Genomic DNA, 14,741 nt, shown 5'->3' on the forward strand with positions numbered 1-14,741 from the left:
AAACAAAGGGAGAACGCTCGCGCATTCTCCCTTTGTTGTTTCTAGGGTTTACTCAGTTAGTTCCGAATTATTCAAACGAATAGCCAAGCTTAGATGAGTAGCCAAGCTTCTTAGGATGCGAGTTCCTGAAGCTCTCTTAAAGGATGTGCATAGTCTGGCCACACCTGCGCAAAGAAACCGAGAACCTGGTCACGGCTGACTTCTGCCAGACTGGCCGGTGACCACGCTGGCGTATTGTCTTTATCGACTACCAAGGCGCGTACGCCTTCAATCACTTCGCCATGCTTGAAGCAATGTCTGACCATATCGCGCTCCATGCGCAGGCAATCAGACACTGTCATAGAGGCACTGCGTCGGAGTTGTTCTAATGTGACGCACATCATGAGTGGTGAGCGCTTGGCCATGGTGTTCACAGTTTTTTGTGCAAAATCACTGCCTTCTTCACGCAGTGCTTGCATGATGTCGCTGACAGAGTCCGCACTGAAGACCGCATCAATCAGGCTGCGTTGTTGCGCCAGTTGAGAACCTGCAGGGTCAGCCTGGTTGCGGTAGGTTGCTGCAAACTGATGAATCTGCGCGCGCAGATCCGCTGCATCGCTGGTATGTAACAGCTGTATCAATGCGGGTAACTCGGTCGAAGGAATAAATACGTCAGCAAGGCCTGCATATAAGGCATCGGCAGCACCGATCACTTCACCGCTTAAACCCAGATAGCTGCCGCATTGGCCAGGGGTGCGTGACAGAAAATAACCGCCGCCTACATCAGGGAACAGTCCGATATTCACTTCCGGCATGGCCATCTTGGTACGTTCCGTTACTATCCTGACGCAGGATTGGGGACCTGCCTGGGCGATGCCCATGCCACCGCCCATGACCACACCATTCATCAATGCGATGTAAGGTTTAGGATAGAAATGAATCAGATGATTGAGGGCGTATTCTTCGGTGAAGAAGTCTTCCAGTAATGCGCTGTCGCCTTGTGGACTGGTCGTGCCCACATCGTAAAAGAAGCGGATATCACCACCGGCACATAAGGCTTTCTCGCTACTGCTTTGTAATACTACTGCGCGTATTTCGGGATTATCGCGCCATGCCATCAGCGCCGCGGTAATGCCACGTACCATATCAAGCGAGAGTGAATTCAGTGCCTTTGGTCTATCCAGCGTGATGTAGCCTATGTGATTGTGTACGGAGGTAAGAAGATATGCGCTCATAGAGAATCAGAAAATTCATTAAGGTCAGCAATTCTATGCTGTGATCTGCCTGCAGATCAAACTTTGCTTACATTTTATGCCAACAAAAAAGGACGCAAGCTGCGTCCTTTTGAGTGATCCCCTGGGGGAATGGCTTTATGCCGACGCTGGGTCAGGCATGTGTTTGATCGCTTCGTGGTGATGATCCTGGATCTTGTCTTTGTGTTTAATCACCTGACGGTCCAGTTTGTCTATCAGTGCATCGATCGCTGCATACAGATCGTGCGCCAGACTTTCAACATGAATATCTTTTCCGCTGATATGCAGATTGATGTCAGCCTTATGGCGTTTCTCTTTTTCGCGGAGCTTATCGACCGTCAGGATGACGGCAATATCAATGACTTGATCGAAGTGACGCCGGACGCGTTCCAGCTTGGTTTGTACATATTCACGGATTGCAGGAGTTACTTCGACGTGATGTCCACTGATGGTGAGATTCATACTGTGCTCCTATGGTGACGTTAATGCCAGGTACTCGCTATGATGATGCGCTCATCTCATCTGCTTGATACTGAGCTAAATCATATATAGCAATTAAAGCCGTGATTACAAGAACTGAGTTACAAAGTTTTACGCAAACTGACTGGTGGGATTTTCAGGGCTTCGCGGTATTTGGCAACGGTGCGTCGCGCAATGACCATACCCTGTTCGCCCAGCATGTCTGCGATTTTACTGTCAGAGAGTGGGCTCTTCTGGTCTTCTGCTCCTATTAGCTGCTTGATGAGAGCGCGTATTGCGGTGGACGATGCTTCCCCCCCGGTTTCCGTCGCAACGTGGCTGCCGAAAAAGTACTTCAACTCAAACATTCCATGCGGGGTCAGCATGTATTTTTGGGTCGTTACACGAGAAATCGTACTTTCGTGTAAACCTAGTGTATCAGCAATTTCGCGCAAAACAAGGGGGCGCATGGCGACAGCGCCATGGGTGAAAAAATTCTTTTGTCTTTCTACAATCGCTTGTGCAACGCGCAAAATGGTATCGAAGCGTTGTCGCATATTTTTGATCAGCCAGCGCGCTTCCTGCAGCTGGGTGCCAAGACTGCATTCATTTTTATTATCTTTTGCCATTTGTGCATACATGCTGCTGACACGCAGTTTAGGCATCACATCCTGATTCAGTAATACCTGCCATTGCTGACCGCATTTACGCACGATCACATCGGGAACCACATAGTCTGCAGCTTGCTGCGCAAAGGCGGACCCGGGACGTGGGTCGCACAGGCGAATCACAGCCTGTGCTTCACGCAAATCCTCATCGTCACAGGCAAAGATTTTTTTTAACTTCGTGAAATCACGCTGAGCGAATAAGTTTAACTGCTGCTCAATAATCGCCAGTGCCAGTCTGCGCGTGACGACAGGAATTTTCGGGAGACGGCGTAACTGTAATGCCAGGCATTCAGACAGATTGCGCGCTGCTATGCCAGCGGGTTCAAAACTCTGCACCATATTTAAGGCAAACTGTAACTCTTCCGGTTCCACGCATAATTCCAGTGGCAGACTGGAGTGGATATCGTCCAGGCTCTCAGTCAAATAACCATTATCATCGAGCGCATCGATAATCAGCTCACACAAAGCAAGGTCACGAACACCGCGCAAATTGACACGCATCTGTTCCAGCAAATGTTCACGCAGACTGATGCTGGCCGCTTCCAGCTGAGGACGGCCATCGTCGTCGTCCGCCTGACGCGATCCGGATGGAAGTTCGTCAAAGCTCCAGTCTTCCGCGCTCACACTCTCGCTGGCGGCAAAGTCGGCTTCTGCTGGAACGTCGGCCACAGTCTGTTCGTTCTGGCCATTGCTGTCCTTGTCTGCCGTAGCATTCGGGGTATTCTGTGTCATCGCGCCATCGGCCAGCAGGCGGATGGCATGGTCCAGCGGATCATCCACGCGCTCTAACAAAGGATTTTCGATCAGCAGGGATTCCAGCTCCTGATGCAACTCAAGCGTGGAGAGTTGCAACAGGCGGATAGACTGCTGCAGTTGCGGCGTCAGGGCAAGGTGTTGAGAAGTGCGGAGTTGCAGACTTTGTTTCATGATGCGCCCGGTTACATGCGGAAGTGTTCTCCGAGATAGACCCGGCGCACAGATTCGTTTTGAATAATATCATCTGGCTTGCCGCTGGCCAGTACTGCACCCTGATTGATAATGTAGGCATGATCACAGATGCCCAGGGTTTCGCGCACATTATGGTCGGTAATCAGTACCCCGATGCCACGTTCTTTCAGAAAGCGCACGATGCGTTGTATCTCGATGACGGCAATTGGATCGACACCGGCAAATGGTTCATCAAGCAAAACAAACAAGGGATCGGTCGCGAGTGCACGTGCAATTTCCACCCGGCGGCGCTCACCACCAGACAGAGATAAGGCCGGATTTTCACGTATATGTTCTATCTGCAGATCGGCTAATAACTGATTCAGGCGTTGACTGATTTCGTCCTTGCTCAGATATTTTCCCCGCTTGTCTTTTTTTAACTCCAGCACGGCACGTATATTTTCTTCTACCGTCAGCTTGCGAAATACGGAAGCTTCTTGCGGCAGATAGGATAAGCCGAGTACCGCGCGCTGATGGATAGGCAATGCGGAAACATCGACACCGTTAATGCCTATCTCGCCGCTGTCTGATGGAACCAGCCCGACTATCATATAAAACGAAGTCGTCTTACCGGCACCATTCGGCCCCAGCAAGCCCACTACTTCACCGCTTTTCACCATCAGTGATACATCTCTGACCACCTGGCGCGCGCCATAGCTTTTTTGCAGCCCTTTAACCTGCAATGTGTTATCTGTAGCCAGCATCTTATTGTGCCTGTGTTGTACCTGACGCTGATTTGCTGCGCAGGATAAGTTGAGTCCGGGGCTTCGCTGTGTCATGTTCGCCGCTGACGCTATTGGTACCTGTCAGTACTTCATTGCGGCTGTCATAGGAAAGATATTCGCCGAACTGCTCCTGCATTACCTTGTTACCTTCAATATTGCGTACCTTGGCGCGGGTGGTGAAAACGACGATTTCAGTTTTTTCATTGTAGACAGCTTTTTCCGCTTCACCTTCTAACCAACGCTCATTCGGGCCATCCATTTTTTGGCGGAAGCTAATCAGGCCATGATTTTTTCCCAGCAGGGTGACTATCTGGGTACCGTCTTTTTCTTCCTGTATGGTCGCATTATCTGCCTGAATTAGCAGTGTGCCACGAGTGATGGTGACACCGAGTGACAGCACATTCAGATTTTTTTTCAAATCATAGAAGCTCTTACCTGCTTCAATCACCGCATCTTTCAAAGCGTCAGCTTTTTCCGCGTGAGCAAATGGCGACAGGCTGCAGGACAGCAGCAGGCTGGCAACAGTGATGAGGTGTCGTAGAGAGTGGCGCATACAATTATTTCCTGATATCTGGTTGTGAGGGCGGTGCCGCCAGGTCTGGGCGCCGCTTAATACGCATATTGACTTTACTGAGAAAGCTGACTTGCTGAGTCAGATTGTTCGCTTCAATTCCTATCGCAGTGGCATCTACTTTGTAAGTCTGCATACGTACCGCCTGATCCGTCTTGACGATGTCTGAATCAGGCAGCATCAGCAGGTATTGAGTCGTCAATTGAAAAAAGTTTTTGGGTTCAGCCGAGGTCTGCGCTACCACTACGTCGTCATAAAAATGAACTTGATCATAGCTGCGGTTTAACTGTGGATTAGCTGACTTTTGCTCCACCAAAGCGCGTTTGGCCTGTATCGTGACGGGTTGTCTGCGTTCGTCAAAACTATGTATCAGTGGATTGGTGATTTCATACTGATCGGTCTGCGGCAAATGGATCAGCTTATCGCCCTGGACGTGATAATTGGCCTGACCGTTATTGGACAATTTAATGAAATTAAATTTTTCCACATAATAGTCAGGTTCTTTACGATTCTGCAGACGACCGGCAGCTTCATCACCCTGACGGTGTATGACCTGATGGATCCAGATACTGGCCAGCACCACGATGCCGAGTGCGATCACTCCCATCCAGCTGCGTGCCTGATCGATAGTGACTTGAGGTTTCATGACAGATAGCGGGCCAAAGCCTGATCATACTTACCCTGGGCACGCAGGATGAGGTCACAGATTTCGCGCACTGCACCTTTGCCACCACCCGCAGTCGTGACGAAATCCACGCGCTGCCGGACTTCGGCGTGACCATTTGGTACGCTGACAGAAAATCCGACCCGGCTCAATACCGGTAAGTCAATCACGTCATCTCCGATGAAACCGCAGGCAGTCGCAGGGATTTGTAATTCTTCGATTAAGCTCAGAAAGGCAGACTGCTTATCATGTATACCCTGACGCACATGGGTGATACCGAGATCAGCCGCACGTTTTGACACGATAGCTGACTGGCGGGCGCTGATAATTGCGGTCGCGATGCCTGCATCCTGCAGCAGGCGTATACCCTGGCCATCAAGCACATTGAAGGTTTTTAAAGCTTCGCCCTCAGGACCAAAATGCAAACTGCCATCAGTCAGGATGCCGTCTACATCAAATATCATCAGCCTGAGCTGCGCCGCTTTTTGCAGAGTGTCGCTCATCAGATCACCTTGGCACGGGTTAAGTCGTGGATATGCAGCGCACCGACCAGATGGCCATCAGCATCTGCCACCAGTAACTGGTTAATGCGGTAGGTTTCCATGATCTCCACGGCTTCCACCGCGAGTTGATCCGGACGTATGCGACGCGGATTCGCACGCATCACGTCAGCAATCGAAATCTGCGTGAAATCCTGTACGGTTTCCATCATGCGGCGTAAGTCACCGTCGGTGAACACGCCTATGATCTGATTCTGTGCATTTACCACCGCCGTCATCGCCATGCCTTTTTTGGTGATTTCGAGCAGTGCGCTGGTCAGTTTGGTATCTGGCCTTACACTGGGAATTGCATCCCCGGTACGCATGACATCTCTGACATGGGTCAGCAGGCGGCGACCCAAGGCGCCACCCGGATGAGAACGCGCAAAGTCTTCCTCCCGAAAGCCGCGTGCATCGAGTACGGCAACAGCCAGTGCATCGCCCAGCGCCAGAGTGACGGTAGTACTGGCAGTTGGTGCCAGATTCAATGGGCAAGCTTCTTTTTCGACATGCAGGTTCAGGTGCGCATCAGCGATTTGCGCCAGACTGGATTGCGGCTTACCGGTCATCGCGATCAGTTTTACCCCAAGACGCTTGATGATGGGGACGATAGACATCAGCTCGGACGCTTCGCCGGAATAGGAAATGGCAATAAACACATCCTGCGGAGTGATCATCCCCAGATCGCCATGCGCCGCTTCGGCCGGATGGACAAAAAAGGAGGGGGTGCCGGTAGAGGCGAAAGTCGCCGCGATTTTGCGACCGATATGGCCAGATTTGCCAATGCCGGAAACGACTACACGGCCGTTGCATGAAAGCAACATGTCGACTGCCTGTGCAAAAGCCGCGGCATCTTCTGCCTGCAGGCGCTGACGCAGATGGTTGAGCGCATCAGCTTCAATTTGCAGGGTAGTTGCGGCCAGCATGACCGCCCGCTGTGCTGCACTGGTGCAGCCAGACTTTGACGTGTCGTCAGAGGTTAAGGGAGCAGTGAATTGATTCATGCCCGAAGTATAAACGAAATCCTGTAAGCAAAAACTCTGCCAGATGTAACATAATTTGCTTTGTCGGAATCTGTATGGCATCCGGGTGGCCGCTGGTTCATAGGAGCATATCAGGTGCGCGATAGCATACTCAGCAGATCCAGCGACAGACTTTCTTGAAATCGCGCAATTTATTCAATGGAAACACCGGTTTTCCAGCATTTTCGGCAATAATGTCTTTATGAATGCTCTCGACACCACCTTATCTTTACTGGCCGCCGCTGTTCTGGGGGTGGTGGCTTTTCGCATGCTGCAATTGCCGCCGATACTGGGCTATTTGGTGGTCGGTGTGGTCATCGGCCCCTTTGGCCTGGGTTTTGCTGAAGACAGCGCTGTGACCCATGAAATGGCGGAATTCGGCGTTGTGTTTCTGATGTTTTCAATCGGCCTGGAATTCTCACTGCCTAAGCTGATGGCCATGCGCAAGCAGGTATTCGGGCTAGGGATGGCGCAGGTATTGGTGACCATTCTGGCCAGCCTGTGCAGTGGCTGGCTGGCCAGCTACTGCTTGCCCAAGTTCTTTCAGATAGGCTGGGAAGCCGCATTCGCATTGGGTGGCGCGCTTGCCATGTCGTCCACCGCCATCGTCTCGAAAATGCTCACGGAACGTCTGGAGCTGGAAAGTCTGCATGGCCGTCAGATTATCAGCATCCTGTTATTTCAGGATCTGGCCGTGGTACCGCTGCTGATCCTGGTACCGGCACTGGCTACCCACTCAGACAATATAGTCACCACATTGCTGTGGGCTGGTGGCAAGGCCGTCTTGGTGCTGGTCTTGCTGCTGGTGGTCGGGCAAAGCATGATGCGCAATTGGTTCAAGCTGGTGGTGAAGCGACGATCGCAGGAATTATTCATGCTGAACCTGCTATTGATCACGCTGGGCGCCGCCTGGCTGACCGAAAAAGCCGGTTTGTCGATGGCGCTCGGTGCGTTCGTTGCAGGCATGCTGATTTCCGAAACTGAATACCGGCATCAGGTGGAAGAGGACATTAAGCCCTTCCGTGACGTGTTGCTGGGTCTGTTCTTTATCACCATAGGCATGCTGTTGAATCTGAAGCTGGTGGCACAGAACGTGTGGATGGTGTTGTTCCTGTTTATCGGCCCCTTGATGCTGAAACTGGTGTTGATTGCTGGCTTAGCACGTCTGTTTGGCTCATCCACCAGCGTCGCTTTGCGTACCGGACTGGCCTTGGCGCAGGCAGGTGAATTCGGCTTTGTCTTATTGAATCAGGCCGGTGCGCTGAACCTGATAGACCCGCAACTGCTGCAGCTGATTCTGGCCTCGATGGTGCTGTCTATGTTGGTCTCACCCTTCATCCTGGCCAAGTCGGATGCGATCGTGATGAAGTTCTCTTCGAATGAATGGATGATGCAGTCGCTGGCCCTGACGCAAATCGCTGCGCGCACGATGTCAACCCGCAAACACGTGATCATCGCGGGTTTCGGTCGCAGCGGCCAGAATCTGGCGCGTTTGCTGAGTGAAGAAAAAATCGACTATCACGCATTGGATCTGGACCCGGACCGGGTACGTGAGGCTCAGACGGCCGGTGCCAACGTGTCTTATGGCGATGCCGCACGTAAGGAAAGCCTGGTCGCGGCTGGCATACACCGCGCTGCCGCTTTGGTCATTACTTATACCAGCACCGCATCAGCGCTTAAGATTTTGCACTTTGTGCATGAACTGCAGCCTGGCTTACCGGTGATCGTGCGCAGCCATGATGATGTCGATCTGGAAAAGCTGCGCGACGCCGGTGCCACCGAGGTGGTGCCCGAGCTGATGGAGGGCAGTCTGATGCTGGCTTCGCATGCACTGGTCTTGCTGGGTGTGCCTTTGCGGCGCGTGGTGCATCGGGTTCATGCTGCGCGCGATGAGCGTTATGAATCGCTGCGCGGCTTCTTCCATGGTGCCAGCGATGCGGCTGATAGTCCGGATGCTATGCAAATCCGCTTACACTCAGTCACCTTAAGCGAACGTGCCAGCGCGGTTGGCAAGCGCATTGCCGAGCTGGCGCTGGCTGATCTGGAGGTAGATATTCATACCATACGGCGCGGCAAGGCCAGGCAGGAAGCGGATGATACGCTGGTTTTGCAGAGTGGTGATGTGATCGTGGTGCGCGGAACCTCAGAAGCAGTCGCAAGAGCGGAGCTGAGGCTGTTAAAATAGCGGGTTATTTTTAAAAATTGAAGGACATCTGGCGATGTTAAATCCATCCGAGTACATTAAAGAACATATCCGCACCGTGCCAAACTGGCCACAAGAAGGCGTGATGTTCCGCGATATCACCCCTTTGCTGCAAAACCCCAAGGTGTTTCGTGTGCTGATCGATATGTTCGTACACCGCTATATGGATGAAAAAATTGATGTGATCGCTGGGCTGGACGCGCGCGGTTTCATTATCGGTTCAGTGCTGGCTTATGAGCTGAATCTGGGATTTGTGCCTATCCGTAAAAAAGGTAAGCTGCCTTTCCATACCGTATCCGAAGAATATGTACTGGAATACGGCAGTGCGACTGTGGAATTGCATGCGGATGCCTGCAAAAAAGGCGATCGCGTAGTGCTGATCGATGACCTGATCGCGACTGGCGGTACCATGATGGCTGGTAAAAAACTGCTGGAGCGTCTGGGCGCTACCGTGGTTGAAGGTGCGGTCATCGTCGATTTGCCGGAATTGGGCGGCTCTAAGATCATCAAAGACAGCGGCATGCCTTTGTATACGATTTGCAATTTCGACGGCCATTAAAACTGCGCTTTTGCCAGCGTTGACAAAAACGGATGCCCGCATGGCATCCGTTTTTGTTTTACAGCGATATTGCTGCGGTATGACTGCGGTATGCACCTGATTTGTACGATCAGAAGCAAAACCCCGGCTGGGGTGGCTTAGCAGTAAATACTGTGCGCAGTTCAGCTTGCTATGCAGAAAACCCTGAGCTGCGCTATACTTCCCAGCTTCCAAGGAGCGTTGCGACGGAAATCTGTTTTCCGCCAGGCTTGGAATCACAGGCGTAAGCCGGTAGTTTGACTTTCTTGTTTCTGATGATGCAAAAATGAACAAATTTCCGGCCTTGCTGACCACAACCGCGCTCACGTTACTTTTTTCTTTAGAAAGGAGGGCGTGAGAACGCCGCCATCATGACTACTCAAACAGCACATCAAGACTACCTCGTCGCCGACATCAGCCTGGCTGACTGGGGCCGTAAAGAAATTCAGATCGCTGAAACAGAAATGCCTGGCCTGATGGCGATCCGTGAGGAATTCGCTGCCAGCCAGCCACTCAAAGGCGCACGCATCACCGGTTCGCTGCATATGACGATACAGACTGCAGTTCTGATCGAGACACTCAATGCACTGGGCGCACAGGTACGCTGGGCTTCCTGCAATATCTACTCGACTCAGGATCACGCTGCTGCGGCCATCGCAGCCGGCGGTACACCGGTATTCGCATTCAAAGGCGAAAATCTGGATGAATACTGGGAATTCACGCACCGCATTTTTGAATGGACCGACGGTGGTTATTCCAACATGATTCTGGACGACGGCGGCGATGCGACTTTGTTGCTGCACCTCGGCACCCGTGCAGAAAAAGATATTTCTGTACTCGATAATCCAGGCTCCGAAGAAGAAGTCTGCCTGTTCAATGCGATCAAATCCCATCTGAAAACCGATGCGACCTGGTACTCCAAGCGCCTGGCTGAGATCAAAGGCGTGACCGAAGAAACCACGACCGGTGTGCATCGCCTGTATCAGATGCATAAAGAGGGCAAGCTGGCTTTCCCTGCAATTAACGTCAATGACTCCGTCACCAAATCGAAATTCGATAACCTGTATGGCTGCCGTGAATCGCTGGTTGATGGTATCAAACGCGCCACTGACGTGATGATCGCGGGTAAAGTCGCTGTGATCGCCGGTTATGGTGATGTCGGTAAAGGTTCTGCACAAGCGATGCGCGCTTTGTCTGCTCAGGTATGGGTCACAGAAATCGATCCTATCTGCGCCTTACAGGCAGCGATGGAAGGTTACCGCGTGGTGACTATGGATTATGCAGCGGAACATGGCGATATCTTCGTGACCACCACAGGTAACTATCATGTGATTTCGCACGCACATATGCAGAAGATGAAGGATCAGGCCATCGTCTGCAATATCGGTCACTTTGATAATGAAATCGATGTGGCTTCGCTCAAGCAATACACGTGGGAAAACATCAAACCACAAGTGGATCATGTGATTTTCCCTGACGGTAAGCGCATCATTCTGCTGGCTGAAGGCCGTCTGGTGAATCTGGGTTGCGGTACTGGTCACCCATCTTATGTGATGAGCTCTTCGTTCGCGAATCAGACTATCGCCCAGATCGAACTGTTCCTCAACAATGCACAATACCCGGTTGGCGTGTACACCTTGCCTAAGCATCTGGATGAGAAAGTCGCGCGTCTGCAATTGAAAAAACTCAATGCACAATTGAGCGTGTTGACGGATGAACAGGCTGCCTATATCGGTGTGAAAAAAGAAGGCCCTTACAAGCCGGAACACTACCGTTATTAATATCTGAACCTGTCCCCGCTCTGTCAGCGCAGAACGGGGATTTTTTTTACAGGAGATGCGATGCGTCTGCTTGCTATCTGGCTGGTGAATGCGCTTGCATTACTGGCGATTCCTTATCTGATGCACTCGGTGACTATCGATAGTCTGGGTACCGCGTTGTTAGTCGCGCTGGTGCTGGGCTTTGCCAATACCGTATTGCGTCCAGTTCTGTTGCTGCTGACTTTGCCGGTCACCGTCATCAGCATGGGCTTATTCATTTTTGTGATTAATGGTCTGCTGTTCTGGGGTGTGGCGAGCATGGTGGATGGTTTCCATGTGGCTGGTTTCTGGTCTGCAGTGGGTGGCGCCTTGTTATACAGCGTGATCTCCTGGACTTTGTCGACTTTAATTTTGCAAAAATCATGAATCAACATAACTTCAGCATAGAATTTTTTCCGCCTAAAACCGCTGAAGGGGTGGAGAAACTGCGCGTTACCCGCACTAAACTGGCTGAGCTGCAGCCTAAATATTTTTCCGTGACTTTCGGTGCAGGTGGCACTACCCAGCAAGGTACGCTCGATACCGTGGTCGATATCCGGCGCGAGGGTTTTGACGCGGCTCCGCATTTATCCTGCGTTGGTGGCAGCCGTGACTCGATACGTCAGATTCTGCAGCAATATCAGGCGCATGATATTCGTCGCCTGGTTGCACTGCGCGGTGATTTACCCAGCGGTTATGGCATGGGTGGCGAGTTCCGCTATGCGAATGAGCTGGTTGAGTTTATCCGCGCTGAAACCGGCGACTGGTTTCATATCGAGGTCGCTGCCTATCCGGAAATGCATCCGCAGGCGCGTTCGCCACAGGATGATCTGCAAAACTTTGTACGCAAAGTGAATGCCGGTGCGAATTCCGCAATTACCCAGTATTTTTATAATGCTGATGCTTATTTCCGTTTTGTGGAAGAAGCACGCAAACTGGGTGTGGATATACCTGTGCTGGCCGGTATTATGCCGATCACCAATAGCAGTCAGTTACAGCGCTTCTCAGAAATGTGTGGTGCTGAAATTCCACGCTGGATACGCCTGAAGCTCAATAGCTACGGGGATGACAGCGCATCGATCAAGGCCTTTGGTCTGGATGTGGTCAGCAGTATGTGTGAGCGTCTGCTGGCAGGCGGCGCACCGGGCTTGCATTTTTACTCCCTGAATCAAGCCGCACCCACTACAGCGATTTGGAAAAACCTGACTTAATTTCTCTTATCGTCATGCCAAAAGCAGCAGCGGAACCCGGGTTCCCCTGCTGCTTTTTTATTTCGTTGTGGAAAATCGACGCTCTGCACAAACAAATTGGAAATTTCTGGAAAGCATGACTAGACTGAGTTTAACAATGCGCTTCTGGTACTGACTACTTGTGAGCAGTCCGTAAAATCAGTCCTTGTATCACCTGTAATCTGTTCCCCCACCCGTATTTTCCCTGAAATAGTCTCATTGTCAGTCCTGTTCTGCTGTCGCAGTTTTTACCGGAGGATGAGTTATGAAGTGCCGATACCTGAGTCTGCTTTCTGTAATCGTGGTGGGATGCCTGAGCATGCCAGCCCATGCTGAGATGGTCATCATCGTCAATAAAGAAAATCCCGCCACCAAAATGTTCCTGAATCAGGTCGCACAATTTTATCTGGGCGGCTCTAATTTATTTGCGCCGGTGGAGCTCGCAGAAAACTCACCGATGCGTGCAGAGTTTTATAAAAAAGTGCTGGATAAAGATCCGGCACAGGTGCAGGCCATCTGGTCCAAGCTGCTTTTCACAGGAAAAGCCAAAGCACCGAAAGAGTTCAAATCCAGTGCGGAGGTGAAGAAGTATGTCAGTGAAACCCCGAATGCGATGGGGTATATAGAAAAATCTGCGGTAGACGACAGCGTTAAAGTTGTCGCCATCGTACCGTGATCTGCTGGGCTGACATCAAGATAAGGAGAATAGCGATGAAGAAGTTAGTATGTGCCATGCTCTTGCTGCCAGGTCTGGCTTCAGCGATTGATCTGGATGAAAGCGGCTCGCTCAAACTGAGCGGTTTTTATAATCTCACTGCAGGTAAGGTACTTAGCGGTTCTGCATTAGGCAGCTCCACACCCTGGACTTATCAGCAATATCAATGCCCATGTTCGATACAAAACTGGGAATACACCGGTGTGTATGAGAAATCCAAGGGCTGGCAACTGGATCAGGAATCGCTGCTGGGTCTGCAATTGAAAAAAGAATTTTCACCTACGCTGTCAGCGACCGCGCAAGTGGTGATGCGCGCACAGAATCCGAATAAAGGTTCACGCCCAACCGTAGACTGGGCTTATCTGAGCTGGCAACCGAGTGCAGAATCTGACTGGACTTTCCAGGCTGGGCGCTTCCGCATTCCTTTGTATTACTACAGCGACTATTTGTACATTGGTTACGCTTATCCCTGGTCGCGCCCGGCACCGGATGTGTATGGCTGGCCGATTTATGCCTACGATGGTGGCAATGTCAGTTACCGCCGTCAGCTAGGCGAATCTGACTGGGCGATGACAGCAAGCGCCTGGACCGGCAGCTTTACTTCGGATAACAATCCCTACTACACGCGGCTGTATTACACCACGCCGACCAATGATGCATGGAAAAAAATTCTCGGTGCTTCAGTCAGTGTCAACAATGGGATTTTCGATGTACGTGCGATGATGATGCGGCATGAAGAAACCGTGTCACAAAATGACCCGGTCGCTGGTACTACCTTCCTGCTGAAAGATCAGCCGACCCGGATTATGGGCTTATCCATCAATATGGATTACAAAAACTGGCAGCTTAAATCCGAGTTTGACCGCTTTGAACAAAAGGATGCATCTAAGGGTATCAACAATATCTATAAGTACGCCTTGTTTGGTATTGGCTATAACTTCGGTGCCTGGACACCGATGTATACCTACTCGCAATACACGACGGTGACCGAGCCGACAGAAGGACGTCAGTCGCATTATCTGTCTTTGCGCTGGGACTTCCGTAAAAACATGGCGCTGAAACTGCAATACGATATTTCTAAAGACAAGTCACATTATCCCTATCCTTTCTTTGGTGATTCCAAGTTGCTATCCCTATCACTGCAAGGCACGTTCTGACAAAGTAAACTCTGCTCCTCTTGAGGCCACCTCAGCTGCCGCTGCGGTGGTCTTTTTTTTTCAGGACTTACGCAAAACCGCCCCAGCTGCGTTATGGCTCCTTGTCGTACTATGCGTACTGCCTGCGTCGCCATGCCTTGCTGGGACAATTTTGCGTCAGTCCTATCTGTTTGATTCATTTCTCCTTGAACATC

The 14,741-nt window shown here is 51.2% G+C and carries 15 protein-coding genes and 1 riboswitch; of the genes, 7 read left to right on the forward strand and 8 right to left on the reverse strand.

Features of this window, described 5'->3' with window-relative positions; translation table 11 throughout:
* Positions 1–110 precede the first annotated feature (110 nt).
* From EYB48_RS12045 to EYB48_RS12080, 8 genes are all read right to left on the reverse strand, one after another.
* On the reverse strand, positions 111–1,214 hold the full coding sequence (locus EYB48_RS12045) for an enoyl-CoA hydratase/isomerase family protein (RefSeq protein WP_162020612.1): 1,104 nt from the start codon (positions 1,212–1,214) through the stop codon (positions 111–113).
* A 135-nt stretch (positions 1,215–1,349) separates the two neighbouring features.
* Positions 1,350–1,694 carry a ribosome hibernation-promoting factor, HPF/YfiA family gene (gene hpf / locus EYB48_RS12050; RefSeq protein ID WP_162020613.1) on the reverse strand — a complete coding sequence of 115 codons (345 nt, stop codon included), beginning with the start codon at positions 1,692–1,694 and terminating at the stop codon, positions 1,350–1,352.
* A gap of 119 nt (positions 1,695–1,813) precedes the next feature.
* On the reverse strand, positions 1,814–3,286 hold the full coding sequence (locus tag EYB48_RS12055) for an RNA polymerase factor sigma-54 (RefSeq protein WP_162020614.1): 1,473 nt from the start codon (positions 3,284–3,286) through the stop codon (positions 1,814–1,816).
* Positions 3,287–3,297: 11 nt separating this feature from the next.
* Positions 3,298–4,050, reverse strand: coding sequence for an LPS export ABC transporter ATP-binding protein (gene lptB, locus EYB48_RS12060; RefSeq protein WP_162020827.1), 753 nt, complete (start codon positions 4,048–4,050; stop codon positions 3,298–3,300).
* A 1-nt stretch (position 4,051) separates the two neighbouring features.
* Complete coding sequence (lptA, locus tag EYB48_RS12065) at positions 4,052–4,624, reverse strand: lipopolysaccharide transport periplasmic protein LptA (protein ID WP_162020615.1); 573 nt, start codon at positions 4,622–4,624, stop codon at positions 4,052–4,054.
* A gap of 4 nt (positions 4,625–4,628) precedes the next feature.
* Positions 4,629–5,288 (reverse strand): LPS export ABC transporter periplasmic protein LptC, encoded by a 660-nt coding sequence (gene lptC, locus EYB48_RS12070; protein WP_162020616.1) that lies wholly within the window; start codon positions 5,286–5,288, stop codon positions 4,629–4,631.
* Positions 5,285–5,809, reverse strand: coding sequence for a KdsC family phosphatase (locus EYB48_RS12075; RefSeq protein ID WP_162020617.1), 525 nt, complete (start codon positions 5,807–5,809; stop codon positions 5,285–5,287). The genes lptC and EYB48_RS12075 overlap by 4 nt, the downstream gene beginning before the upstream one ends.
* Entirely contained in the window at positions 5,809–6,771 is a 963-nt protein-coding gene (locus EYB48_RS12080; RefSeq protein ID WP_235935116.1) for a KpsF/GutQ family sugar-phosphate isomerase, read from the reverse strand. The genes EYB48_RS12075 and EYB48_RS12080 overlap by 1 nt, the downstream gene beginning before the upstream one ends.
* Before the next feature lie 298 nt (positions 6,772–7,069).
* Between EYB48_RS12080 and EYB48_RS12085 the strand changes: the two genes are divergently transcribed.
* From EYB48_RS12085 to EYB48_RS12115, 7 genes are all read left to right on the forward strand, one after another.
* Complete coding sequence (locus EYB48_RS12085) at positions 7,070–9,052, forward strand: monovalent cation:proton antiporter family protein (protein ID WP_162020619.1); 1,983 nt, start codon at positions 7,070–7,072, stop codon at positions 9,050–9,052.
* A 34-nt stretch (positions 9,053–9,086) separates the two neighbouring features.
* Positions 9,087–9,629, forward strand: a complete 543-nt coding sequence (locus EYB48_RS12090; protein ID WP_162020620.1) for an adenine phosphoribosyltransferase — start codon at positions 9,087–9,089, stop codon at positions 9,627–9,629.
* A 205-nt stretch (positions 9,630–9,834) separates the two neighbouring features.
* Positions 9,835–9,979: riboswitch (S-adenosyl-L-homocysteine riboswitch) on the forward strand.
* Positions 9,980–10,018: 39 nt separating this feature from the next.
* Positions 10,019–11,428, forward strand: coding sequence for an adenosylhomocysteinase (ahcY, locus tag EYB48_RS12095; RefSeq protein WP_162020621.1), 1,410 nt, complete (start codon positions 10,019–10,021; stop codon positions 11,426–11,428).
* 60 nt (positions 11,429–11,488) lie between these two features.
* Entirely contained in the window at positions 11,489–11,833 is a 345-nt protein-coding gene (locus EYB48_RS12100) for a phage holin family protein (RefSeq protein ID WP_162020622.1), read from the forward strand.
* Positions 11,830–12,657, forward strand: coding sequence for a methylenetetrahydrofolate reductase [NAD(P)H] (gene metF / locus EYB48_RS12105; RefSeq protein WP_162020623.1), 828 nt, complete (start codon positions 11,830–11,832; stop codon positions 12,655–12,657). Before EYB48_RS12100 ends, metF begins: the two co-directional genes overlap by 4 nt.
* A gap of 283 nt (positions 12,658–12,940) precedes the next feature.
* Positions 12,941–13,351, forward strand: a complete 411-nt coding sequence (locus EYB48_RS12110) for a type 2 periplasmic-binding domain-containing protein (protein ID WP_162020624.1) — start codon at positions 12,941–12,943, stop codon at positions 13,349–13,351.
* A 35-nt stretch (positions 13,352–13,386) separates the two neighbouring features.
* The gene (locus EYB48_RS12115; RefSeq protein WP_162020625.1) at positions 13,387–14,547 is read left to right on the forward strand and encodes a porin; all 1,161 of its coding nucleotides are present in this window, start codon (positions 13,387–13,389) and stop codon (positions 14,545–14,547) included.
* Positions 14,548–14,741: the final 194 nt, after the last annotated feature.

It is taken from the genome of Cognatundibacterium crateris (assembly GCF_010078235.1).
Lineage (GTDB): Bacteria > Pseudomonadota > Gammaproteobacteria > Burkholderiales > Burkholderiaceae_D > Undibacterium > Undibacterium crateris.